This is a genomic window from Vagococcus fessus (genome assembly GCF_003987565.1).
GTDB classification, from domain to species: domain Bacteria; phylum Bacillota; class Bacilli; order Lactobacillales; family Vagococcaceae; genus Vagococcus_D; species Vagococcus_D fessus.
The window spans coordinates 90918-114631 of record NZ_NGJY01000005.1; the positions used below are offsets into that span (position 1 = coordinate 90918).

Annotated in this window: 24 protein-coding genes; 22 read left to right on the plus strand and 2 right to left on the minus strand. The window is 37.7% G+C overall.

What is annotated here, in order from left to right; genetic code table 11:
- Positions 1–66: 66 nt before the first annotated feature.
- On the plus strand, positions 67–417 hold the full coding sequence (acpS, locus tag CBF31_RS10525) for a holo-ACP synthase (protein WP_126832796.1): 351 nt from the start codon (positions 67–69) through the stop codon (positions 415–417).
- Positions 418–445: 28 nt separating this feature from the next.
- On the opposite strand, the gene CBF31_RS10530 is transcribed toward acpS, so the two are convergent.
- Positions 446–829, minus strand: coding sequence for a hypothetical protein (locus CBF31_RS10530; protein WP_126832798.1), 384 nt, complete (start codon positions 827–829; stop codon positions 446–448).
- A gap of 180 nt (positions 830–1009) precedes the next feature.
- Here CBF31_RS10530 and CBF31_RS10535 point away from each other — a divergent pair, with 180 nt between their 5' ends.
- The 14 genes from CBF31_RS10535 to CBF31_RS10600 all read left to right on the plus strand — a co-directional run bounded on the left by CBF31_RS10535 (position 1010) and on the right by CBF31_RS10600 (position 15399).
- Complete coding sequence (locus tag CBF31_RS10535) at positions 1010–2785, plus strand: patatin-like phospholipase family protein (RefSeq protein ID WP_126832800.1); 1776 nt, start codon at positions 1010–1012, stop codon at positions 2783–2785.
- Positions 2769–2990: a YdbC family protein gene (locus tag CBF31_RS10540; protein ID WP_126832802.1), complete on the plus strand. Its 222-nt coding sequence runs from the start codon at positions 2769–2771 to the stop codon at positions 2988–2990. Before CBF31_RS10535 ends, CBF31_RS10540 begins: the two co-directional genes overlap by 17 nt.
- Positions 2991–3032: 42 nt before the next feature.
- Positions 3033–3911: a YicC/YloC family endoribonuclease gene (locus CBF31_RS10545; protein WP_126832804.1), complete on the plus strand. Its 879-nt coding sequence runs from the start codon at positions 3033–3035 to the stop codon at positions 3909–3911.
- A 106-nt stretch (positions 3912–4017) separates the two neighbouring features.
- On the plus strand, positions 4018–4632 hold the full coding sequence (gene gmk, locus CBF31_RS10550; protein WP_126832806.1) for a guanylate kinase: 615 nt from the start codon (positions 4018–4020) through the stop codon (positions 4630–4632).
- Positions 4633–4636: 4 nt separating this feature from the next.
- Positions 4637–4942 carry a DNA-directed RNA polymerase subunit omega gene (rpoZ, locus tag CBF31_RS10555; RefSeq protein ID WP_126832808.1) on the plus strand — a complete coding sequence of 102 codons (306 nt, stop codon included), beginning with the start codon at positions 4637–4639 and terminating at the stop codon, positions 4940–4942.
- A gap of 155 nt (positions 4943–5097) precedes the next feature.
- The gene (gene priA / locus CBF31_RS10560; protein ID WP_126832810.1) at positions 5098–7530 is read left to right on the plus strand and encodes a primosomal protein N'; all 2433 of its coding nucleotides are present in this window, start codon (positions 5098–5100) and stop codon (positions 7528–7530) included.
- 32 nt (positions 7531–7562) lie between these two features.
- Entirely contained in the window at positions 7563–8057 is a 495-nt protein-coding gene (gene def / locus CBF31_RS10565) for a peptide deformylase (protein WP_126832813.1), read from the plus strand.
- Positions 8050–8991: a methionyl-tRNA formyltransferase gene (gene fmt, locus CBF31_RS10570; RefSeq protein ID WP_126832815.1), complete on the plus strand. Its 942-nt coding sequence runs from the start codon at positions 8050–8052 to the stop codon at positions 8989–8991. Before def ends, fmt begins: the two co-directional genes overlap by 8 nt.
- On the plus strand, positions 8992–10356 hold the full coding sequence (gene rsmB / locus CBF31_RS10575; protein WP_126832817.1) for a 16S rRNA (cytosine(967)-C(5))-methyltransferase RsmB: 1365 nt from the start codon (positions 8992–8994) through the stop codon (positions 10354–10356). It begins immediately after the preceding gene.
- A gap of 23 nt (positions 10357–10379) precedes the next feature.
- Entirely contained in the window at positions 10380–11135 is a 756-nt protein-coding gene (locus tag CBF31_RS10580) for a Stp1/IreP family PP2C-type Ser/Thr phosphatase (protein ID WP_126832819.1), read from the plus strand.
- On the plus strand, positions 11128–13068 hold the full coding sequence (gene pknB, locus CBF31_RS10585; RefSeq protein WP_126832821.1) for a Stk1 family PASTA domain-containing Ser/Thr kinase: 1941 nt from the start codon (positions 11128–11130) through the stop codon (positions 13066–13068). Before CBF31_RS10580 ends, pknB begins: the two co-directional genes overlap by 8 nt.
- A gap of 109 nt (positions 13069–13177) precedes the next feature.
- A complete protein-coding gene (gene rsgA / locus CBF31_RS10590) occupies positions 13178–14077 on the plus strand; it encodes a ribosome small subunit-dependent GTPase A (RefSeq protein WP_126832823.1) in 900 nt (299 codons plus the stop codon).
- Positions 14078–14095: 18 nt separating this feature from the next.
- A complete protein-coding gene (gene rpe, locus CBF31_RS10595) occupies positions 14096–14749 on the plus strand; it encodes a ribulose-phosphate 3-epimerase (protein ID WP_126832825.1) in 654 nt (217 codons plus the stop codon).
- Positions 14746–15399 carry a thiamine diphosphokinase gene (locus CBF31_RS10600; RefSeq protein WP_126832828.1) on the plus strand — a complete coding sequence of 218 codons (654 nt, stop codon included), beginning with the start codon at positions 14746–14748 and terminating at the stop codon, positions 15397–15399. The genes rpe and CBF31_RS10600 overlap by 4 nt, the downstream gene beginning before the upstream one ends.
- A gap of 51 nt (positions 15400–15450) precedes the next feature.
- Here the strand turns inward: CBF31_RS10600 and rpmB are convergent, their stop codons facing one another.
- Positions 15451–15639 carry a 50S ribosomal protein L28 gene (gene rpmB / locus CBF31_RS10605; RefSeq protein ID WP_126832830.1) on the minus strand — a complete coding sequence of 63 codons (189 nt, stop codon included), beginning with the start codon at positions 15637–15639 and terminating at the stop codon, positions 15451–15453.
- 253 nt (positions 15640–15892) lie between these two features.
- On the opposite strand from rpmB, the gene CBF31_RS10610 reads away from it, so the two are divergent.
- From CBF31_RS10610 to CBF31_RS10640, 7 genes are all read left to right on the plus strand, one after another.
- Positions 15893–16255: an Asp23/Gls24 family envelope stress response protein gene (locus CBF31_RS10610; protein ID WP_126832832.1), complete on the plus strand. Its 363-nt coding sequence runs from the start codon at positions 15893–15895 to the stop codon at positions 16253–16255.
- Between the two features lie 39 nt (positions 16256–16294).
- Positions 16295–17971 (plus strand): DAK2 domain-containing protein, encoded by a 1677-nt coding sequence (locus tag CBF31_RS10615; RefSeq protein ID WP_170167949.1) that lies wholly within the window; start codon positions 16295–16297, stop codon positions 17969–17971.
- Positions 17972–18043: 72 nt separating this feature from the next.
- Positions 18044–20083, plus strand: coding sequence for an ATP-dependent DNA helicase RecG (gene recG, locus CBF31_RS10620; RefSeq protein WP_126832834.1), 2040 nt, complete (start codon positions 18044–18046; stop codon positions 20081–20083).
- A gap of 72 nt (positions 20084–20155) precedes the next feature.
- Positions 20156–21172: a phosphate acyltransferase PlsX gene (gene plsX / locus CBF31_RS10625; protein WP_126832836.1), complete on the plus strand. Its 1017-nt coding sequence runs from the start codon at positions 20156–20158 to the stop codon at positions 21170–21172.
- Between the two features lie 107 nt (positions 21173–21279).
- Positions 21280–21519, plus strand: a complete 240-nt coding sequence (gene acpP, locus CBF31_RS10630) for an acyl carrier protein (protein WP_126832838.1) — start codon at positions 21280–21282, stop codon at positions 21517–21519.
- Between the two features lie 237 nt (positions 21520–21756).
- Positions 21757–22764 carry an ABC transporter ATP-binding protein gene (locus CBF31_RS10635; protein WP_126832840.1) on the plus strand — a complete coding sequence of 336 codons (1008 nt, stop codon included), beginning with the start codon at positions 21757–21759 and terminating at the stop codon, positions 22762–22764.
- Positions 22764–23714, plus strand: a complete 951-nt coding sequence (locus tag CBF31_RS10640; protein WP_126832842.1) for an ABC transporter ATP-binding protein — start codon at positions 22764–22766, stop codon at positions 23712–23714. The genes CBF31_RS10635 and CBF31_RS10640 overlap by 1 nt, the downstream gene beginning before the upstream one ends.

A 23714-nucleotide genomic window follows, 5' to 3' on the forward strand; every position in this document is an offset into this window, starting at 1 on the left:
GAAAGTTTCTACTTTCACCGTTTTTTTGTATAATGGAAAAGGAATCGTAGAATCGAGGGATGTTAAGTGATAAGAGGGATTGGATTAGATGTAGTAGAGATAGATCGTATGAAAACAATCGTTTCAGATAAACCATTATTTATTTCACGTGTCTTAACTGAAAATGAGGTTAAGGTATTTGAGTCGTTGGGTGATAAGCGTAAAGTCGAGTTTCTGGCTGGTCGATTTGCCTGTAAAGAAGCATTTTCTAAAGCTTATGGGACAGGAATTGGGGAGGTTGGATTTCAAGACATTGAGGTTTTATCGCTTGAGTCAGGTCAACCTGTTGTGACAAAGTCGCCTTTTGAGGGAAAGTGTTGGGTGTCTATTTCTCATACTGCTGATGTAGCTATAGCACAAATTATTTTAGAAGGATAATAAAAAAAGCTAACTCGATAAACTGGAGTTAGCTTTTTTCTAATTGTTGTTGAGAAGTATCAGTTTGCTTAGATTTTAAGAAACTTATTTTTTTGATATGTCTGACAGGAATCATTCTGATTTTGTCAGTTTGTTCATCGGTTAATATAACCATATCAGTATTATTCGGGCTGCGTTTTAGCTTGCCATATGTCGTTTCAAAAGCAGATTCTGTTGCTTCTCGCTTGTTAGCAAGCTGAAGGACAACGAATGATTGTTGTGAACAGGCTATATCGATTTGTTTTAAAAGTTGAGCCTGTTCTTTCCTAAGTTTAGGATTATCATCTAAAAAGGATGCGAGAAATTTTTGAGAAGAGTCAGAAATCTTTTTTGTTAATTGTTTCATATTTTTGATTGATGTTTCTTTTGCCAAATAACTCACCTCCGACGGTTGTTTTGTTAGTTAAACATATTATACAAAAAAGGTGATTAATAAGTCAAATATATTACTATTTCTTTACGGTTGCCTTGTATTACCTAGTAGAGTTGGGAATTCACCTGCTCTAATAGGTGTGCTATACTTTATTTAGTAGTGTTTTAAGGGGGACGTAATATGAGAATTATTAAATTGAATTGTTACAATGAAAGTGAACTGATACAGGTTGGTAAAAAAATGACACAACTTTTTCCGCATTGTCCCTCGCATGGAGTAGCAAGAAAAAGAATTGTAGACAGATTAATGTCATCTTTGGATACTGTAAAAGTCATGGGTGTTGAGGATGGAAATAAATTAGTCGGTGTGATCGGGTATGAGCTTTATGAAGACACGATGATTGTGACAGATTTTTTAATTTTACCAAGTAAGCTAAAGAAAAATAAAGGCATTACTTTTTGGCTAGAAATGTTAGAATCAACTGCTAAAACAAATCGATTTAAACATATAGAGATTAAACTCGCAATAAATGACGTAGCTATCGTGGCGAAATCTAAGATTCTAGGTTATGAGTTTTCACAAATTTCTCAAGGTGAGTATATTCTTTCGAAAACGTTATCCTTTCATACAGGTTTAGTATTGGCTGGTGGTGGTGCAAGAGGCGCTTATCAGGTTGGTGTTTGGAAAGCTTTGGAAGAGATGGGGATTGAGTTTGAATTGGTTTGTGGGACCTCTGTTGGAGCACTTAACGGTGGACTTATATTACAAGGAGATTATGAACAAGCGAAAAAGATGTGGGCTGAAATTGATACAGGGAAAATTTTAAGTTATCAAGGTAACCAGAATGACGATAACTTTTCATTGCAAAAAATGTTAAAAGAGGTTCAAAATCTTGTGAAATCTGCTATTGAAAATCAAGGCGTAAGCACAAAACCTCTTAAAGAGTTAATACTAGAGTTGATTGATGATGAGAAAATGTATAATCAACCTAAAGAATTGTATCTCTGTACTACTCAGTTACCACTCATGAAAGAGGTTGTTATACCGCTTAAAGAAACACCAAAAGGAGAATTTTCAAATTGGTTGTTGGCATCAGCTTCGTTTTTTCCCGCGATGGAAGCGACGGAAATAAACGGGACCTATTATGTCGATGGTGGTTATAGAAATAACATACCAGTAGATGTTGCATTGGAACATGGTGCAACTGAATTGATTGTTGTAAATGTGAAAGGTCCTGGCGTAACTAAACTTCATTCGTATAAAGAAAGTTTACCTCAAATTACTATTTCTAGTCCATGGAGTCTAGGTACTGTTCTGTTATTTGATGGTGCTAGGTCACAATTTAACATTGATTTAGGTTATTTGGAGGCTAAGAAGGCTTTCGGTGAGTACTGTGGACATTGGTACACATTTGATCATGAATTAACAGATGAGTCCGTTGTTCAAATTTATGACTGGCTAGTAGAAGCTATTGAGCTTAATTTGTCAGAAAATGAAAGAGAAGTTTTAGAAACGGATCAACTTATTCAAAGTTTTGTGACAAAAATACGTAAGTTTTATAATGACAGGGTAACTATAGAAACATCAGGTTTGTTTATCTTAGAATTTGTTGCAAAAATTGTGGGGGTATTACCCACTCGGCTTTATACTGTAGAAACGCTCTTAGACGCTGTCAAAGAGCAGTTGAGAACAGATTGGCAAGGAGGGTTAGGGGAGGAAGAATCAATGTTGTTATCTTTGAATGAATGGCTGAAAGACTACATTGATGGACTCCCCCTTCCGAGTGAAAAACAACAAGTTATTTATCTCAATCGATTGTTGAAATCAAAAGAAAAAGAAGGGAAATTGAGTTCAGTTATTACCTTTGCACCAAAAATTTATTTAGCTGCAAAAGTAATTAATTGGCTTGAAATGACTCTGGATGAGGAGGAAAAAAAAGATGGCACAAGAGTTTAGTTATGAAATTATAGAAGAAATTGGTGTTCTTTCAGAAAATCCGAAAGGTTGGCGTAAGGAGCTAAATTTAATCAGTTGGAATGGACGACCACCAAAATTTGACTTACGTGAATGGGCACCTGACCATGAAAAAATGGGGAAAGGTGTAACCTTAAGTAATGAAGAGTTAGCAGAGTTAAAAAAAGCATTATTGGATATGGAATAATAAGGTAAGTGATAGTTAGATGATAAAAAGGAGCCCTGTCGCATGAAGAGTATGACCGGTTTTGGTAAAAAAAGTATAGCGAATGAAGAGTATCAAGTGGCTGTTGAAATTAAAGCAGTAAATCATAGGTTCTTGGACATACAATTAAAACTACCACGTGAGTATAATCATTTAGAAATGGAAATAAGACGTATTTTAAAGGGGTATTTTTCGCGCGGGAGGTTAGAGTGTTTTGTCACAGTGCAAACACTAGGTGCAAAGAAGAAAGAACTTCAAGTGAATTGGGACCTTATGGACAGTTTGGTCGAACAATTAACGGAAGCATCTGAAAAACGTTATCATAGTAAGTTAGATTTATCTCCAATTTTATCGGGTTTAATTAAACAAGAGTCATTTTTTGAAGTTGTGGAAAATGATGACGAAACGACTTGTGAGGCGCTATTATTAGAAACTATCGAAGCCGCAAGTGTAGAATTGTTAAAGAGCAGAGAGAGTGAAGGGTCAGGGATTAAGGTTGTTTTAGACGAGTATTTACTCGATTTTGAGGGGTATTTGAAACAAGTAAAGGCATGCGCATTAGCAAGCGAACCGCTTTATCGTGAGAGACTCGAAGGAAAAGTATTAGAATTATTAGGCGACACCCTTGATGAAAGTCGTTTGTTGACCGAGGTTGTGTTATTATTAGAGCGTGGCGATATTAATGAAGAATTAGACCGTTTGGTTATTCACAGTGACAAAATGAGAGAGTTATTGGGCGTGACACATGGTGTTGGACGTGAGCTTGATTTTGTTATTCAGGAGATGAACCGAGAAGTGAATACGATTGGCTCTAAATCAACTCAAATCGAGATCAAAGAGAGTGTGGTACAAATGAAGACCATTCTTGAAAAAATCCGAGAGCAGATTCAGAATATCGAATAGTGGTACCTTAATAAGTTTTTAGCTAGATTAGGCAGAAAAGACTTGAAGAAGTTCCGAAAATATCATAAACTAATTAGATATACGATTAGTTGAAAGGGACGACACTATGACAGAAAAAGGGTTGTTAATAGTCCTATCTGGTCCTTCGGGAGTAGGTAAAGGGACAGTCAGAAAAGCTATTTTTGAAAGTGAAGGCACGGATTTCGAATATTCGATTTCAATGACGACACGTCAAATGAGAAAAGGCGAGGTTGAAGGTGTTGATTATTTCTTCCGTACACGTGAAGAATTTGAAGCATTAATTGAATCTGGTCAAATGTTAGAGTATGCAGAGTATGCAGGTAATTATTACGGCACGCCTTTGACATATGTTAATGAAACATTAGAACAAGGGAAAGATGTCTTTCTTGAAATAGAGGTCCAAGGGGCGATGAAAGTTAAAGAGAAGGTTCCGGATGGCGTCTTCATCTTCTTAACACCACCTGATTTGATTGAGTTGAAATCAAGAATTGTGGGCCGTGGAACTGATGAATTATCAGTAATTGAAGAACGCATGCGTATTGCGGTATCTGAAATTGAGATGATGAGTCATTATGACTATGCCGTTGTAAATGATGAAGTGGCTAATGCTGTTTCTCGTATTAAAGAAATTATTAACAGTGAACATTTGCGTGTTGATCGCGTAATTCATCGCTATATTAAAATGATAAAGGAGCTGTAGCCAAATGATGCTAAAACCGTCGATTGACTCATTATTAGAAAAAGTAAATTCAAAATATTCATTAGTTATTCTTGCAAGTAAACGTGCTCACGAATTAGAGGCAGGAGCAACTCCTATGCTAGAAAATTTTGACTCAGTAAAAAATGTAGGCCGTGCTTTGGAAGAAATCGATGCAGGTGATGTGGTTGTTGACCCTAACCCTGAATTAAAACGTGAATTATTAAAGCGTAAAGAAGAAGAACGTAAAGCGGTTAAAGACCGTGAAACTGCTGAATTAGAAGCTAAAATTAAAATGGAACACCAAGGTTAATACCGTTAGTAAACAGGACTTGTAGTTATGAGTCCTGTTTTTATTTATTTTTCATTAGAATTACTAGGGAATAGGCCTGTTATACAGACAAAATGGCAATTCTTTAGTAAAATAAAAGAGATACGTATAAGTAGTAAGGAAAGGTTGGATTAGAAATGATTTATGTAGCGGAAGTAATTGTAGATGTCCCGACAATGCAGACGGATACGCCCTATACTTATTTGATCCCTCCTACCTTAGGTAGCTATATAAAAAAAGGTATGCGAGTAGAAGTGCCTTTTGGTAATGGTAATCGTCATGTGCAAGGCTTTGTCCTTAATACAGTATATTATGAGTCGATGTCGGATTTTTCTGGTTATGATATGAAAGAAATTGTAGCTATTTTAGATTTGGCACCTGTCCTAAATGATGAGTTATTGGCGCTTGCTGATGAAATCAAAGAGAAAACTTTTTCGTTTAAGATTACCTGTCTTCAAACGATGTTGCCAAGTGTGATGAAGGCATCCTATGAGAAGTATTTGAGATTAATAGATGAAGTTCCTGAGGCTATTTCTTTTGAAGTCTTTAAAGGACGAGTTGAGATACCGTGGGATGAGGCTGTTCTATCTAATCGCTTGCCTGAGTTGATGGCATTAAAGCAGGAAGAGAAGCTAGAAATTAGGTATGAAGTTAAAACTAGGAATAAGAGTAAAACAGCTAAAGCGATTCAGAATCACTTAAGTTTTGAAGCGGCTGAAGAAATACGGGAGTCTTTATCAACGAGAGCGCATCAAAAAGTGAAACTCTTAAACTTACTGCAACAGATGTCTGGTGAGTCGTCTATGTTGGTGACGGAAGCTATCAAACAACATGAGATTAGTCGTGCTACTATTAATGCGGCTGAGAAACAGGGCTGGTTAGAGCTGATTGATCGTGAAATTCAACGCGACCCATTTGCAGGGAAAATAATTGAAAAAGATCAACCACAAATTCTAAATCCAGAGCAAAAGATAGCTTATGAAGCTGTGAAGAACGCAGTAGATGACGGTCGTCCAGATACCTTTTTATTAGAAGGGATAACAGGAAGTGGTAAGACCGAAGTTTATTTGCAAGTTATTGCAAGTGCGCTAGAAAAAAATCAAACGGCGATTATGCTGGTGCCTGAAATTTCTCTGACTCCTCAAACTGCGAACCGATTTAAAAGTCGTTTTGGTGATGATGTGGCAGTTTTACATAGTGGTTTATCAGTAGGTGAAAAATATGATGAGTGGCGTAAGGTTGAACGCGGAGAAGCTCGTGTTGTTGTGGGGGCACGTTCGGCTGTATTTGCGCCATTGGAGAATCTTGGTGTTATTGTAGTAGATGAGGAGCATGAAGCGAGCTATAAGCAAGATGATTCCCCTCGGTATCATGCTAGAGATGTGGCGATATGGAGAAGTCATTACCATAATTGTCCGGTCATACTTGGGAGTGCAACACCAAGTCTTGAGACAAGAGCAAGGGCTCAAAAAGGAGTTTATAAATTCTTGACTCTAACAAAAAGAGCGAATCAAGCTGCGCAATTACCAACGATTGATATTGTAGATTTACGTGATGAAATGACATTAGGTAAAATGCAGACTTTCTCTAAGACTCTTTTAGACAAATTAACAGACCGGTTGGCAAAAGGTGAACAAAGTGTCTTGATGTTAAATCGTCGCGGCTATTCATCGTTTATTATGTGCCGAGATTGTGGATTTGTCTTGCCGTGTCCAAACTGTGATATTTCACTAACACTTCATATGGATAATCGGAAAATGAAATGTCATTATTGTGGACATGAAGAAGAAATCCCGTCAAAATGTCCGGTTTGTGCAAGTTCAAAAATGCGTTATTATGGAACAGGGACCCAAAAAGTTGAAGAAGAGTTACAGGAAATCTTCCCGGAAGCGCGTATATTAAGAATGGATGTCGATACGACGAGAAGAAAAGGGGCGCATGAAGCTCTTTTAGAAAAATTTGGCAATCATCAAGCAGATATTTTATTAGGGACACAAATGATAGCCAAAGGGCTAGATTTTCCTAATGTAACGCTTGTAGGTGTGCTTAATGCCGACACTGCCCTTAATTTACCGGATTTTAGGTCCGCAGAGCGTACGTTCCAATTGCTTACCCAAGTGAGTGGTCGAGCAGGGCGTGCTGAAAAGCCTGGAGAGGTTATTATTCAGACGTTTAATCCAACTCATTATGCGATTGAATTTGCTAAAGAACAAGATTTCGAAGGGTTTTACCAAAGAGAGATGTATATGAGGCATCAAGGGAATTATCCACCGTTCTTCTATACGGTAAAAATAACAGCAAGTGATGAGGAAGAAAATAAGGCAGCTAAAAAAATGTATGAAATAGTAATGGAGTTAAAGGATGTTCTTTCACCGACTAGTATTTTATTAGGCCCTACTCCAAAAGCTATTTTAAGAGTAAATAATCGTTATTTTTATCAAATGGTTATCAAATATAAAAACGAACCAGCCTTAAATAAGGCATTGAAAAAAATATTAGAAGACAGTCAAGTTGCGATGCGTAAAGGACTGAAAATTTCGATAGATGTTGAGCCTCAACAATTTATATAATAAGTTTGTAATGAAAAGAAAAGAGGAAACCCATGCGTTTACCAGTAGTGATACACCCGAATAAGATATTAGAAAGACCTACACAAGAAGTAGAGATGGTAACGGATGAATTAGTTCAGTTATTAGATGATATGCGTGAAACGATGATTGCCCATGATGGTATAGGATTAGCAGCACCGCAAGTAGGAAAGAGTCTACGTGTGGCAATTGTAGAAATAGATGATGAAACAGGTTTATTTGAAATGATTAATCCTGTTATTGTTAGCGGCTCAGGTTCTAACATAGATGTTGAAGGGTGTTTAAGTTTTCCTAACGTGTATGGGACAGTTGAACGGTACGATGAAGTAACCGTAAGATACTTTGACCGTGATGGTGATGAGTATGAGGTGACAGCGACAGAGTATTTTGCAAGAGCTATGCAACATGAAATTGAACATTTAGATGGTAAATTATTTACAGATAAAATTATAGAACGTATTGCACCAGAAGATTTGGATGCGTATATGGAGGGAAGAGAAAATGACTAAATTAGTATTTATGGGGACACCAAGTTTTTCAGTGCCCGTACTAGAAGGTTTATTAGAAGCAGGTTATGAGGTGTTAGCGGTTGTGACACAACCAGACAGACCTGTTGGACGTAAAAAAGTAATGACACCACCACCTGTAAAAGCAGCAGCAGTAAAACATGGCTTAGAAGTATTACAGCCAGAAAAAATTTCAGGTTCAGAAGAGATGGCACGTGTTATTGAACTACAACCAGATATTATTGTAACGGCGGCATTCGGCCAATTTTTACCAGAGAAACTTTTACAAGCTCCTAAACATGGTGCGGTAAATGTTCATGCGTCATTATTACCTAAATATCGTGGTGGAGCACCTGTTCATTATGCGTTGATTAACGGTGACGAAGAAGCGGGTGTTACGATTATGGAAATGGTTAAGAAAATGGATGCAGGAGATATTATTTCCCAAGGTTCTCTAGCCATTGAATCGGCAGATGATGTGGGGACAATGTTTGATAAACTGAGTATTCTAGGCCGAGACTTGTTATTAGAAACATTACCAGGTTATTTAGCCGGTGACATTAAAACACATGTACAGGATGAAGAGAAAGTAACGTATTCTCCTAACATTAGTCGTGAAGAAGAACGAATTGACTGGAATAAAACAGCAACAGAAGTCAATAATCAAATCAGAGGGATGCATCCTTGGCCAGTGGCTTATACAATGTTTGAAGAAAGTCGTTGGAAGTTGTATCAAGCGAGTGTTAGTGATACGACAACAAGTGCAGAACCTGGTACAATTATTGAAATTAATAAAAAAGATTTCTCAATTGCATGTGGCAATGGGACAGTGTTAGTAATTAAAACAATACAACCAGCAGGCAAAGGTAAACTTAGTGCTGCTGAATTCTTGAATGGAGCTGGTCAAGGTTTAACCGTTGACCAAAAGGTGAATTAGATGGCGAAGAAAATCCCGGTAAAAATAAAAAGTAGTGCACGTTTTGTGGCGATGAATGTATTAAATAAAGTGGAAACACAACAAGCTTACTCAAATCTATTAATTAATCAAGCGATGAACGATGCTCAATTGAGTGAAAAAGATGGCAGATTAATGACAGAGATTGTTTATGGTACAATAAGTCGTAAATTAACATTAGAGTTTTATTTAGCACCCTTTGTGGTTAACGCTAAAAAGATTGACCCATGGGTTAAACAATTATTATTATTATCACTTTATCAATTAGAACATTTAGATAGAGTGCCTGCTCATGCCGTTGTTGATGAGGCTGTTGAGATAGCAAAAGCTAAAGGAAATGTCGGTGCAAGTAAATTTGTTAATGGTGTGTTAAGAACGATTCAACGTAAAGGTCTTCCAGAAGTATCTTCTATCAAAGACCCGTTAGAGCGTTTATCAGTAGAATTGAGTATGCCAGTTTGGTTGGTTCAGAAATTAGTAGCAACACTTGGTGAAGAAGAAGCAAAAGCTTTAGGTTTATCTTTATTTGAACCAAGTCGTGTAAGTGCGCGTGTTAACACAGCGTTGATTAGCCGTGATGAAGCGGTTCAATATTTAATTGATAATGACTTAGAAGTTGTAGCCAGTGAGTTATCACCAGTTGGTCTAACAGGTAAAAAAGGCTTTATCGCAGGAAGCTGGTTATTTAAAGAAGGAAAACTAACAGTTCAAGATGAATCATCTATGTTAGTAGCGCCAAGTTTGCAAATCGAACCGAATCATTTGGTACTTGATGCGTGTGCCGCGCCAGGTGGTAAAACAACACATATGGCAACGTATATTGACGAAACAAAAGGTGGTAAAATTGTAGCCTTAGATATCCATAAGCATAAGGTTAAGTTGATTGAGTCGAATGCTGAGCGCTTGCATGTATCAGACCGTGTTGAAGCGAAAGTACTAGATGCTAGAAAAATATCAGAAGAGTATGAGGATGAAACGTTTGATCGTATTTTAACGGATGCACCGTGTTCTGGTTTGGGATTATTAAGACGTAAGCCAGATATTAAGTACAGTAAAAAAGAATCAGATTTTGAAGGGCTGCCAAGTATTCAACTAGGTATTTTAGAAAGCTTAGCGCCAAAATTGAAAAAATCGGGTATAATGACGTATAGTACGTGTACGATTACTCAAGAAGAGAATCAAGGTGTGATTCGTACGTTTTTAGAAAAACATCCTGAATATAAAGTAATTGATGTTAAGGGATGTGAAGATATTCAGTCTGATGAAGAATTTCCTTCAGTAACGATTTATCCACATCAATACCAAACAGATGGATTCTTTATTTGTTGTTTACAACGTCAGTCTTAAGAGAAAAGTAAAGAGGTGTAATCATGGAAATTGGTTTTTTAACAGATATCGGTTGTAAGAGACGTAGCAACCAAGATGCTGTCGGAGTATATGTAAACCAAACTAACATAAAGTTAGCGATGGTTGCCGATGGTATGGGAGGCCACCAAGCTGGCGATATAGCGAGTCAGTTAACGATTTCTGATTTAGGAAAAGCTTGGGAAACGTCGAGTTTATCTGAACAAGAAGAAATTATTCAGTGGTTGCTAAAAAATATTCAAGCAGAAAATGAGCTTATTTATGAAAAAGGCCAAACTAATCCTGAACAAACAGGAATGGGGACGACGCTAGTTGCCTTGGTTCTTTTAGAGGATTCGCTAATTTTTGCTCACGTAGGGGACAGTCGTTTTTATTTGATTAGAGAAGGTAAGATTAAACAATTGACAGATGATCATTCTTTAGTGAATGAATTGGTTAAAAGTGGGGAAATTACATTAGAGATGGCTCAGACTCATCCAAGAAAAAATGTATTAGTCAGATCAATTGGAATGCCTGGTTTAGTTGAAATTGATGTAACCGATATGAAAACATTACCAGGAGATATTCTTTTGGTGTGTTCAGATGGTTTAACCAATATGGTGTCTGATGATACTATTTTGAAATTGACACTAGATGCTCCGACATTAGAAGAGGCGTTAAGTTCGCTTGTTAATGAAGCGAATGAAGCTGGTGGTGTTGATAATATAACGGTACTACTGGCTAAGGTAACCGATGGTGTTGAGGAGGTAACTCATGATTGAGATAGGTCATAAAATAAATGGACGCTATAAGGTATTAGGGAATATTGGCAGTGGTGGTATGTCTAATGTTTTTCTGGCAAGAGATTTGATTTTAGATCGCGATGTAGCGGTTAAGGTTTTACGTTTTGATTTTCAAAATGATCAAGTTGCGATTAGAAGATTTCAACGTGAGGCTCTGGCTGCATCGGAACTAGTGCATCCAAATGTTGTAGGTGTTTATGATGTAGGCGAAGAAAATGGCATGCAGTATTTGGTAATGGAGTATGTCAAAGGAACCGACTTGAAGCGTTATATTAAAGATAATCATCCTATTTCATTAGATGAAGTGGTTTCTATTATGAGCCAAATTTTATCAGGAATTTCACTTGCTCATCGTCAACGGATTATTCATCGAGATTTAAAACCTCAAAATATTTTATTAGATTTAGAAGGTAATGTTAAGATAGCTGATTTTGGAATTGCGATTGCATTATCAGAAACATCGTTAACTCAAACTAATACGTTGTTAGGGTCAGTTCATTATCTTTCTCCAGAGCAAGCTCGTGGAGGCATGGCGACAAGACAATCCGATATTTATGCCTTAGGTATCATTTTGTACGAACTTTTAGTCGGAAATGTCCCATTCGAAGGGGAGTCTGCAGTATCTATTGCGCTTAAGCATTTTCAATCGGAAGTTCCTTCGGTTAAACAAGTGAATCCAGAGATTCCGCAAGCTTTAGAGAATGTAGTTCTTCACGCTACGACTAAAGAAGCTTCGGATCGGTATGAAACGGCGGATGATATGTTTAATGATCTGGTAACATCGCTTAACCCAGAACGTGCAGATGAGGCAATTTTTGTACCGATGGCTGAGGAAGATCAGACTCGTGTATTAGAACCTATTACAGATGATACTCCTATGCCGGATTCTTTTAGACAAATGGATGGTCCATATATTCCGTCTTCTAAAGAAGGAGAAGAGGATAGTGAGGAACCTATCGCTTACGCAGAACCTAAGAAAAAAAGAGGGAAATGGTGGTTATTTCTATTATTATTGATAGCCGGAGGGATAGGATTTGCTAGTTTCTTAGCTTTTAGTCCTAAACCTACGATTGAAGTTCCTGATTTGAAAGGTAAAACGTCATTAGAAGCGACATCGATTCTATCAGATTTAGATTTATTAATTGATTCTGATTTAAAAGAAATTGCGAGCGGATCGGTTGAAGAAGGTAAGATTGTAAAAACAAGTCCACCTGCTTATACTCGTGTTAAGCCTGGAGCGCGTGTGAGTTTGTATATCAGCACCGGTTCTAAGAAAATTGAAATCCCGGAATTTAAAGATAAAATGTATCAAGATGTGTTTCGTGAGTTGACTGATATGGGATTCAGTAAAGAGCAGATAACTAAGGTTGAGCAAGAAGATGATGATGTGCCGAAAGGAACGGTTATTTCTCAAACGCCTGAAGCGGGAGCTGAACTTGATCCTAAAAAAGATGAGATAGAATTAACGGTTAGTAAAGGCGCTGAAACTTTTGTACTGCGTGGGTTAGATGGTTACACGAAAATGGAGGTTCAAGAGTATTTAGAATCAAAAGGTCTTTTATATGAAGAAAAAGTAGCTTATTCTAATGCGATGTCTGAAGGGCGTGTTGTGAATCAAGATCCACCTATGGGAACATCTGTGAGTAAGGGTGATACGGTTACCATAACTATTTCATTAGGTAAGGAAAAGATAGAACCAACTGAAACATCGATGACTGAGGCAAGACAGACAAGTAGTTCTACTGAGCCTAAAGAAGAAATGAGCAGTGAAACAGAGGAGTCTTCAGAGGACGATAGCTCGTCAGAAACAGATGAATCTAGTGAAACATCATCATCTGAAAGTGAGAGTTCAGATGATCAATCCAGTGAAGTGGAACCTGCTGAACAGTTGGATGAAAAAACGAAAGATTAGAATGAAAAGGTGAGGGATTTTTCCTTCGCCTTTTTATTTAGCTAAAAGTTCTTGAATTATCGGCTTTTTTTAAGTAGAGTAAAGAGTGAGAAAAAATGGAGGTGCTTTGTTGAAAGAAGGGCAAATTAGAAAGGCCTTAAGTGGTTTTTATTATGTGTATTCTGAAGGTGAAACCTATCAGACAAGAGCACGTGGGAATTTTAGAAATAGAAAGTTAACACCGCTTGTTGGCGACTATGTTCAATTTGAAAGTGATAATACAAGAGATGGCTATATTTTAGAGTTATTACCCCGTCATAATCAATTGGTAAGACCTGCTGTGGCTAACATTGACCAAGGCGTGGTTGTGATGAGTTGTGTAGAGCCTAATTTTTCTAGTAATTTATTAGACAGATTCTTAGTTACTTTGGAGTATGAAAAAATATTGCCAGTTATTTATTTTACAAAAGTTGATTTATTAACAGAAGAGCAGTATGAAGAGATGCAAGTTATCAAAAAAGATTATGAAGAAATTGGCTATGAGGTATTCCTTCCGAATAAAGAGGGAGACGTGGAGGCTATCGCCGCTTTAACTGCGACGTTCAAAGGGAAATTGACGGCCTTTATGGGGCAAACAGGGGCAGGTAAATCAACGCTTCTAAATAAGATTTCCCCTGAGTTAGCGCTTAAAACTGGAGAAATATCAGATTACCTTGGTCGTGGACGTCACACGACACGCCATGTCGAATTAATACCATTAGCAGAAGGATTAGTAGGAGATACGCCAGGGTTTAGTGCGATTGACTTCTTAGAGATTGAAGCGGAAGAACTAACAGCTCAATTCCCAGAGATAGCAGAAGCCTCTGCTTCTTGTAAATTTAGAGAATGTCTACATATTCATGAACCAAAGTGTGAAGTGAAAGCATTGGTTGAATCAGGTGATATTATCGAAAGTCGTTATAAAAATTATTGTCAGTTTTTAGGTGAGATAGAAAATCGTAAGCCGATGTATGGTAAAAATAAAAAATAATGTAATGGAGGAATAGTTATGAAAATAGCACCATCGATTTTAAGTGCAGATTTTGCGAATTTAGAAAGAGATATTAAAGTAGTAGAAGCGGGTGGAGCAGACTATATCCACGTTGATGTTATGGATGGGCAATTTGTACCGAATATTACGATTGGCGCTAATGTAGTATCGGCTATTAGACCTACTACGAAATTGCCGTTGGATGTTCATTTGATGATTACGGAACCAGAGCGTTATGTAGAAGATTTCGCTAAAGCGGGAGCAGATTTCATCGTTGTTCATCAAGAAAGTACGCTTCATTTGCACCGTGTGTTACAAATGATTAAAAATGCAGGTGTAAAAGCGGGTGTGGTTATTAACCCAGCAACTCCAGTATCGGCGATTAAAGAAGTGTTAAACATGGTTGATTTAGTGTTAGTTATGACAGTTAATCCAGGTTTTGGTGGTCAAGCTTTCATTCCATCATGCTTAACTAAGATTGAAGAGTTAGCGGCTATCCGTAAAGAGTGTGGCTATGAGTATGAGATTGAAGTAGACGGTGGGGTAGTTCCAGAAACAGCTGCTTTATGTGCGCAAGCAGGAGCGGATGTTTTTGTTGCAGGTTCATATGTTTACAATGCAGAAAATCCAGCTAAACAAATTGAACTGTTGAAAGCTGCGATTGAATCATGAGCAAAAAAATAGTGATAGTGGCTGGAGGTCCTAGAGACCTTTGGCCTGATATTTCTAATTTTTTATCAACTGACACGATATGGTTTGGTGTAGATAGAGGTGCTCATTTTTTATTAGACGAAGAAATAGTTCCGGAGTGGGCTATCGGTGATTTTGATTCTCTTGCAGAATCGGAATTAAAACGAGTCGAAGAAAAAGTAAGTAATATTAATTATGCCAAGCCTGAAAAAGATGAAACTGATACGCAACTGGCACTTTCAATTGCAATGCGAGATTATCCCGAACTTCCAATTTATTTAATAGGAGCAACAGGTGGCAGGTTAGATCATTTTCTTTCTAACTTATGGCTAGTACTTGAACCGAGATATCAACAAATTGCTAGTAGACTTACGTTGATGGATGCGCAAAATACAATTACGTATTATTTGCCGGGAGACCATTGCATCAGTAAAGAAGCTGATAAATTTTATTTAGCTTATGTTTGTCTAACGCCTGTGAGTGAACTGACGTTAGTAGATGCAAAATACACCTTAACGAAGCAGGAGATTCCTTATCCTGTAAGTTTGGCGAGTAATGAGTTTGTAGGAGAGAAGAGTCACTTTTCGTTTACTTCAGGCCTAGTTGCTGTTATCCAAAGTAAAGACAAATAAAAAAACCATTCAAACGATTGTTTGAATGGTTTTTATTTTTTTGAAATTAGATTAAACGCGTTCTACTTTACCTGATTTCAAAGCACGAGTTGAAACCCAAACTTTTTTTGGTTTACCGTCTACTAAAATACGGACTTTTTGTAAATTCGGTTTCCAAGTACGTTTTGATGCATTCATCGCGTGAGAGCGTGTATTACCACTTCTAGATTTACGTCCAGTAATATAACATTCTTTTGCCATGTTTCTTCCTCCTTTGCTTTGATATTGGAGCGGATATTTGTTCTGCTCATACTAGACTAATTTATCATGGATAGCTATTTATTGCAAGCTAATTTTGTTATTTTTTATTAAAAATAGGTGAAGGAAATTAGATTTATTGACAAAAGACTCTTAAAAAAACATTAATAAGGTTATAAACCTTTTAAATAAACAGCGCCTATGATAAAATAAGGGAAGAAAATGGGCAATTATAGCTCAAAGGAGGCTTAATCTTATGGCTGTAAAAATTAAAACACAAGCAGGAACTATTGAAATTAGTAACGATGTGATTGCGACCGTCGTAGGCGGAGCTGCAACAGATATTTACGGCATCGTTGGAATGGCTAGTAAAAATCAAATCAAAGATAATTTAAATGAAATATTACGTAAAGAAAATTATTCTCGTGGAGTTGTCGTTCGTCAAGAAGATAACGGGGTAGCAATTGATGTCTATACGATTGTTAGCTACGGCACAAAAATCTCAGAAGTGAGTCGTAACGTGCAAGAGAGTGTTAAATATAATCTTGAAACAATGTTAGGCGTTACAGCTAACTCAGTAAATATTTTTGTACAAGGCGTACGCGTACTACCAGACTAGAGTGTCAGTAGGTAGTTTAATCTTAAGGAGGATAATTAAGTGAAGGTAGCAACTATAAAGAGCGGTCAGTTCCAAGCAATGGTTCAAGCTGGGGCGGAACGTTTAGATAAGAATGCAGAATACGTTAACTCGTTAAATGTATTCCCAGTGCCAGATGGCGATACAGGAACAAATATGAATTTATCAATGACAAGTGGGGCTGAAGCAGTCTCATCAAGTCTTTCTGAAAGCGTGGGCGAATTAGCTCAAGTTTTATCTAAAGGGTTATTAATGGGAGCTCGTGGAAACTCAGGCGTTATTTTGTCTCAGTTATTCCGTGGATTTTCAAAACAAATTCCAGACGTAGTGGAATTAAATGCGCAAGATTTAGCAGCAGCATTTACTCACGGTGTGGAAACAGCCTACAAAGCAGTAATGAAGCCTGTTGAGGGAACTATCTTAACAGTATCTCGTGAAGCGGCTAAAGCTGGTGAGAAAAAAGCGAAAGAAACAGATGACTGTGTTGAAGTAATGGAAGCAGTTGTTAAAGGCGCTAAAAAATCATTAGACCGCACACCAGATTTATTACCTGTCTTAAAAGAAGTTGGTGTGGTTGATAGTGGTGGACAAGGTCTATTATTCATCTATGAAGGTTTCTTAGAAGTCTTATCAGGTAAAGTTGTTGAAAATCCAGTCTACCAACCAAATGCGGCTCAAATGACTGAAATGGTTAACGCTGAGCACCACCGTAGTGTAGCAGGACATGTTGCAACAGAAGACATTACATTTGGTTACTGTACTGAAATCATGGTTAAAATTGGTGAAGGCGAAACAGTTGATAGCGAATTTGATTATGATACATTCCGTAACTATTTAAATGAGTTAGGTGATTCATTATTAGTAGTAGCTGATGATGAAATTATCAAAGTTCATGTTCATACAGAACGCCCAGGCGAAGTTATGAACTATGGTCAAAAATTTGGTTCATTAGTTAAAATTAAAGTAGATAACATGCGTTTACAACATGACACTATTTTAGAAAATGAAAAAGCTGCTCCTGTTTCTGAAAAACAACCAGCTAAACCATTTGGTGTTATTGCGATTGCAGCAGGTGAAGGTGTTCAGGAGTTATTCCGTAGTTTAGGCGCTAGCTACATTATTAGTGGTGGTCAAACAATGAACCCAAGTACTGAAGATATCTTAAAAGCAATTGACGAAGTTAATGCTGAAAATGTTGTTATTTTACCGAATAACAAAAATATCTTTATGGCAGCAGATCAAGCAGCTGAAGTAAGTGATATTCCAGTTGCAGTTATTCCTTCTAAAACTATTTCTCAAGGTATGACAGCGATGTTAGGTTATAACGACCAATTATCTTTAGAAGATAACAAAGAAGCAATGATTGCGATGTTAGATGAAGTGAAGAGTGGTCAAGTTACGACTGCAGTTCGCGATACAACTATTGACGGTATCGAAATCAAAGAAGGACATTATATCGGAATGCTTGAAGGCAAAATTGTTGTCTGTCAGTCTGAATTAGTGGCGACATCTATTTCAACATTAGAAAAAATGATTGATGAAGATAGCGAAATCGTTACAATTATTATTGGTGAAGATGGTAATGCGGAAGATGCAGAAGCATTAGAAGCAGCGATCTTAAATATCGATAGTGATTTAGAAGTTGAAATTCACGAAGGTGGCCAACCGGTTTACCCTTACTTATTCTCAGTAGAATAAAATGATTATACGGAAAAGCCAGACATAACTGTTTGGCTTTTTCTTTTTTATAGTAGGAAAGGAGGGAAAGTGATGAAAAGTTTATCGGATTCAGTGAGTTGTTTAGCAGGTGTAGGGCCAAAGAGGCAAGAGAATCTTCAGAAGTTAGGGATTGAAACCATTGAGGATTTGTTAACTTATTTCCCTTTTAGGTATGATGATATTCAAGCGAAACGAATTGAAGAAATTGGTGACCAAGAAAAAGTGGTGTTAAAAGGGATTGTTATCGCAGAACCTGTTGTATCATATTATGGTCATCGTAAGAGTAGGTTAAGTTTCCGAATGATGGAAGAGCATGCGGTTGTGAGTGTCACTTTCTTCAATCAACCCTTTTTAAAGTCTAAAATTAATGTTAATGAAGAAGTAGCTATCTACGGTAAGTGGGATGCGAAGCGCAAGTCTTTAACCGGGATGAAAGTATTGGGAACGAAAGATCAAGATATTGATTTTTCACCCATCTATCATGTTTCGAAGGAAGTCAGACAGCAAGCATTAGTCGATTTGATTAAAGTAGCTTTCGCAGAGTATGGTGAATTGGTAATGGAATGGCTGCCAGATGAGCTGGTAGAACGTTATCAATTAATGCCGCGTCCTGAAGCGGTAAAAGCGATGCACTTTCCTAAAAATCAAGAAGAAAGTCATTTAGCTCGCCGCCGTTTGATTTATGAAGAGTTCTTTGAATTCCAGATGCGAATGCAACAGCTGCGTCATCAAGAGCGTGAAATGGGACAAGGCAGACAGCTTTTATATGATGTGGAACGATTAAAAGGGTTTATTACAACGCTCCCGTTTGAGTTAACCGAAGCTCAAAAACGTGTCACTAATGAAATGTGTCGAGATATGAGAAGTCATAAGCATATGTTGCGTCTGCTTCAAGGTGACGTAGGGAGTGGTAAAACAGTTGTAGCGGCTTTGGTTCTTTACGCAGCGGTGACAGCCGGAGTTCAAGGTGCATTGATGGTTCCTACTGAAATACTAGCCGAACAGCATTTAGCGAGTTTAAATGGCTTGTTTGATCCTTTGGAAGTAAATGTAGCGCTCTTGACAGGGTCGACAAAAGCGAAGGAACGTCGTCATATTTTAGCAGGGCTTGCTGATGGAACGATTGATATTGTAGTTGGGACGCACGCGCTTATTCAAAAAGATGTTGAATTTAGTCAGTTAGGCTTAGTGATAACAGATGAACAGCACCGTTTTGGTGTCAATCAGCGTAAGGTATTACGTGAAAAAGGGATGGACCCAGATGTGCTCTTTATGACGGCTACGCCAATTCCAAGAACGCTCGCCATAACAGCTTATGGTGAAATGGACGTTTCGATTATTGATGAGTTACCAGCGGGGCGTATCCCGATTGAGACAAGATGGATTAAGCCGCCTCAATTAGAAACAGTTTTAGCGTGGATGCGTACAGAACTAGAAATGGGGCACCAAGCTTATGTGATTTGTCCGCTTATTGATGAGTCTGAGACTTTAGATGTGAAAAATGCGATGGATATTTATGAGAAGCTTCGTCACTACTATGGGCCAACTTATGAAGTCGGCTTGCTTCACGGTAAAATGAAACCCGCAGAAAAAGATCAGATTATGACAGAGTTTAAAGAAAATAAGTGTCAGGTACTGGTTTCGACAACTGTTATTGAAGTTGGGGTTAATGTTCCTAACGCAACGGCAATGATTATTATGGATGCAGACCGTTTTGGTTTGGCGCAGTTGCACCAGTTAAGAGGTCGTGTTGGGCGTGGTAGTCAAGCGTCTCATTGTATTTTAGTAGCTAATCCTAAGAGTGAAATGGGTAGCCAACGAATGAAAATCATGACGGAGACTAATGATGGGTTTGTTTTAAGTCAAAAAGACTTAGAAATGCGTGGCCCAGGTGAAGTGTTTGGAGCTAGACAATCTGGTTTACCGCAGTTTATGGTAGGCGATTTGGTAGCTGATTTTGTAGTGATGGAGGCAGCGAGACAAGATGCTGCGTTGATATGGTCGGAAGAGGACTGGTGGAGGAATGAGTCTTATCGCGGGATGAAAGAAAAGATTTTAACTGGTGAGGCTGCAAATCCGTGGTTCGATTAAACTAAGAGAGCGTAAACAAAGGTCTGTCTATGATATAATAAGTCAGTAAGTGTAAGAGAGGAGAGTCTTTATATGAAAATAGCAGTAGATGCAATGGGCGGCGATTTCGCACCTAAAGCGATTGTAGAAGGTGTCATGCTTGCTCAAAAAGAATTTCCAGATACAGAATTTCAACTGTATGGAAAAGAGTCAGCAATAAGAGAGCATTTAACGAATGAAAAAAATATAGTAATTATCCATACGGATGATAAAATTGAAAGTGATGACGAGCCTGTACGTGCCATTCGTCGTAAAAAAGAAGCGTCAATGGTCTTAGCGGCTAAAGCTGTTAAAGAGGGGCAAGCTGATGCTATCTTTTCAGCAGGGAATACAGGTGCTTTACTTGCGGCTGGTTTATTCATAATTGGTCGTATCAAGAATGTGGAACGTCCAGGTTTAATGACGACAATGCCAGTTATGGGCCAACCGGATGGCGGGTTTGATTTTATTGATATGGGAGCTAATGCTGATAATAAGCCAGAACATATCTTACAGTATGCTATTTTAGCCTCTTATTACGCAAAAAATGTAAGAGGAATAGCTAATCCACGTGTTGCGTTATTAAATAATGGAGCTGAAGCGACAAAAGGCAGTGAGCTGACTAAAAAAGCTTATGAGTTATTAGCTGCCGAAGGTTCTATTAATTTTACAGGAAATATTGAAGCGCGCGACTTACTGACAGGAGCCGCAGATGTTGTGGTAACGGATGGCTTTACAGGCAATGCGGTCCTTAAAGCGACTGAAGGAACCGCGATGTCATTGATGTCAGTTCTTAAGAAATCTATTTTAGGCGCAGGGTTAAAAGGTAAAATTGGGGCCTTGCTATTAAAAGATGCCCTACGTGGTATGAAAAAAGAATTAGATTATTCTTCCCATGGGGGCGCAGTTTTATTTGGTTTGAAAGCACCAGTGGTTAAAACGCATGGTTCAACAGGTCCAGAAGCTGTTTCGCATACTATTCGTCAAATTCATACGATGTTGGAAAGTAATGTGATTGGTGAATTAGTGACGTACTTTGATGAAAAAATGGAAGAAGTTACTGAAAATTAAGAGTTTTTTAAGTAATTTGCAAAAAAACTAGACAAAGCTCGGATTAATAAGTAAAATAATATTGTATTATATGTAAATTGTTTGTAATAGTCTGGAGGTGGACAAACATGACTAAAGAAGAAGTATTACAAAAAGTACGCTTGATTATCACGAAACATTTTGATATTGAAGAAGAAAAAGTAGTCGAATCATTGAGCATTAAGGATGATCTTGGTGCAGATTCAATTAGTATCATGGAATTTGTTCTAGAACTTGAAGATGAGTTTGGTACGGAAATTTCTGACGAAGACGCAGAGAAAATAGAAACAGTAGGTGCCGCAGTTGAGTATATTTCAACTAACCTATAAAAATAAGTAATCATTAGCAGAAGCATAGCTGATGGTTGCTTATTTTTTTGGCTCTTTTTAGGTTTTATTAAAACGGTTTAATAAAAAGATGTTAAAATTATGTTAAAAATATTTGAATTTAATGAGAGTGTTGTGTATAATCATTAAATAACGATAAGAAAATTAAAATAACATGAGAAAAACGAACGCGTTTTAGATTTATTTTCATTTCTTAAGAGCGATAAGGAGGTTATTTAGATGGAAGATACTAATCAATTATTAGATATTCGTGAATTGCATACAGGGTTTCGTATCAAAGATGATTTTTATGACGCGGTGGACGGTGTGTCGCTAACGCTAGATAAGAATGAGGTTTTGGCGATTGTTGGTGAGTCTGGGTGTGGTAAAAGTACCTTAGCAACAACAATTATGGGACTTCAAAATGCAGGCAATACTAGAATTACTGGAAACGTTATCTATAAAGATATGAATATATTAGAGTTTAATGAGATGTTGTATAACCAAATTCGCGGAAATGATATCGGAATGATCTTCCAAGACCCATTATCAGCTCTTAATCCTTTAATGAGAATCGGTGATCAGATTGCAGAGGCGTTATCTTATCATACTGATTTTAATACCGAGAAGAAAAAAGCGCGTGTTTTAGAATTATTAGAACAAGTAGGGATTAAGAATGGAGAACGTGTAGCTGAGCAGTATCCGCATGAATTGTCAGGTGGAATGAGGCAACGTGTGATTATCGCTATTGCGATTTCGTGTAAGCCACCAGTAATTATTGCAGATGAGCCGACAACGGCACTGGATGTAACCATTCAAGCGCAAATATTAGATTTATTGTCTGAGTTACAGAAAGAAACAGAATCTGGCATTATTTTAATTACTCATGATTTAGCGGTTGTAGCAGAGGTGGCAGATAGAGTAGCAGTGATGTATGCGGGACAGATTGTAGAAGAAGCACCCGTAGCAGAATTATTCGCTAATCCGAAACATCCCTATACTCGCTCGTTATTGAATTCAATCCCTCAGGAAGATTCGATTGATAAAGAACTGCATGTAATAGAAGGAATTGTTCCTTCGCTTAAGAATTTACCAAGAGTAGGGTGTCGATTCGCTCCGCGTATTCCGTGGATTGAAGAGTCAGAACACGAAGAAGACCCGGAGTTGCACGAAGTAGCACCAGGGCATTTGGTTCGTTGTACGTGTTATAAACATTTCCATTTTAAAGATGAAGGAGCTGACGTGTAATGGGAGAATTAATGAGAATTAGTGATTTAAAAATACATTATCCTATCCGCAGTGGCTTTTTAAATCGTGTGACGGACCATGTCCTAGCTGTTGATGGTGTCGATTTCGTGATTGAAGAAGGGAAGACGTATGGGCTCGTTGGTGAATCGGGTTCAGGTAAATCAACGACAGGAAAAGCAATTGTTGGTCTTGAAAAAGTAACATCTGGAGAAATTATTTATAAGGGTCAAGATATAACAAAAAAATCGGTTCGTAAGCAAATGGATTATAACAAAGATGTGCAGATGATTTTCCAAGATTCGATGTCGAGTTTAAATCCTAAAAAAAGGGTTATCGATATTATAGGTGAACCCATTCGTAACTTTGAGCGTCTATCAGACCAAGAAGAAAAGAAGAAAATTCAAGCGATGTTAGATATTGTAGGGATGCCAACGGATGCTCTGTATAAATACCCACATGAATTTTCGGGTGGACAGCGTCAACGTTTGGGTGTAGCCCGTGCGGTTGCGACAAGTCCAAAGTTGATTGTAGCGGATGAGCCTGTATCAGCTCTTGATTTATCAGTACAAGCGCAGGTCCTTAACTTTATGAAACGTATCCAAGAGGAATACGGTTTGAGTTACTTGTTCATTTCTCATGATTTGGGAGTGGTGAAACACATGTGTGATAATTTAGCGATTATGCATAAAGGTCGTTTCGTTGAAATTGGAACGAGAGAAGACATCTATACTAATCCGCAACATATTTACACGAAGCGATTATTATCAGCTATTCCAAAGATTGACGTAGCAAATCGTGAGGAACATAAAGCGAAACGTATCTTGGTGGAACAAGAGTATCAAACGTTACAGCAAGAGTATTACGATGAGAATGGTCGTGTGTATGATTTGAAGAATTTAACGCCAACGCATCAAGCGGCTTTAAGACAGTTAGAAAGTGAGGGAGTTTAA

Coding starts and splice junctions, on each gene's coding strand:
- CBF31_RS10535 (WP_126832800.1), top strand. CDS start 1,010: ATGAGAATTATTAAATTGAATTGTTACAATGAAAGTGAACTGATACAG.
- recG (WP_126832834.1), top strand. CDS start 18,044: ATGAAAAGTTTATCGGATTCAGTGAGTTGTTTAGCAGGTGTAGGGCCA.
- gmk (WP_126832806.1), top strand. CDS start 4,018: ATGACAGAAAAAGGGTTGTTAATAGTCCTATCTGGTCCTTCGGGAGTA.
- fmt (WP_126832815.1), top strand. CDS start 8,050: ATGACTAAATTAGTATTTATGGGGACACCAAGTTTTTCAGTGCCCGTA.
- CBF31_RS10610 (WP_126832832.1), top strand. CDS start 15,893: ATGGCTGTAAAAATTAAAACACAAGCAGGAACTATTGAAATTAGTAAC.
- acpP (WP_126832838.1), top strand. CDS start 21,280: ATGACTAAAGAAGAAGTATTACAAAAAGTACGCTTGATTATCACGAAA.
- CBF31_RS10540 (WP_126832802.1), top strand. CDS start 2,769: ATGGCACAAGAGTTTAGTTATGAAATTATAGAAGAAATTGGTGTTCTT.
- CBF31_RS10580 (WP_126832819.1), top strand. CDS start 10,380: ATGGAAATTGGTTTTTTAACAGATATCGGTTGTAAGAGACGTAGCAAC.
- CBF31_RS10600 (WP_126832828.1), top strand. CDS start 14,746: ATGAGCAAAAAAATAGTGATAGTGGCTGGAGGTCCTAGAGACCTTTGG.
- rsmB (WP_126832817.1), top strand. CDS start 8,992: ATGGCGAAGAAAATCCCGGTAAAAATAAAAAGTAGTGCACGTTTTGTG.
- CBF31_RS10635 (WP_126832840.1), top strand. CDS start 21,757: ATGGAAGATACTAATCAATTATTAGATATTCGTGAATTGCATACAGGG.
- rpoZ (WP_126832808.1), top strand. CDS start 4,637: ATGATGCTAAAACCGTCGATTGACTCATTATTAGAAAAAGTAAATTCA.
- plsX (WP_126832836.1), top strand. CDS start 20,156: ATGAAAATAGCAGTAGATGCAATGGGCGGCGATTTCGCACCTAAAGCG.
- pknB (WP_126832821.1), top strand. CDS start 11,128: ATGATTGAGATAGGTCATAAAATAAATGGACGCTATAAGGTATTAGGG.
- def (WP_126832813.1), top strand. CDS start 7,563: ATGCGTTTACCAGTAGTGATACACCCGAATAAGATATTAGAAAGACCT.
- rpe (WP_126832825.1), top strand. CDS start 14,096: ATGAAAATAGCACCATCGATTTTAAGTGCAGATTTTGCGAATTTAGAA.
- priA (WP_126832810.1), top strand. CDS start 5,098: ATGATTTATGTAGCGGAAGTAATTGTAGATGTCCCGACAATGCAGACG.
- CBF31_RS10640 (WP_126832842.1), top strand. CDS start 22,764: ATGGGAGAATTAATGAGAATTAGTGATTTAAAAATACATTATCCTATC.
- CBF31_RS10545 (WP_126832804.1), top strand. CDS start 3,033: ATGAAGAGTATGACCGGTTTTGGTAAAAAAAGTATAGCGAATGAAGAG.
- rpmB (WP_126832830.1), bottom strand. CDS start 15,639: ATGGCAAAAGAATGTTATATTACTGGACGTAAATCTAGAAGTGGTAAT.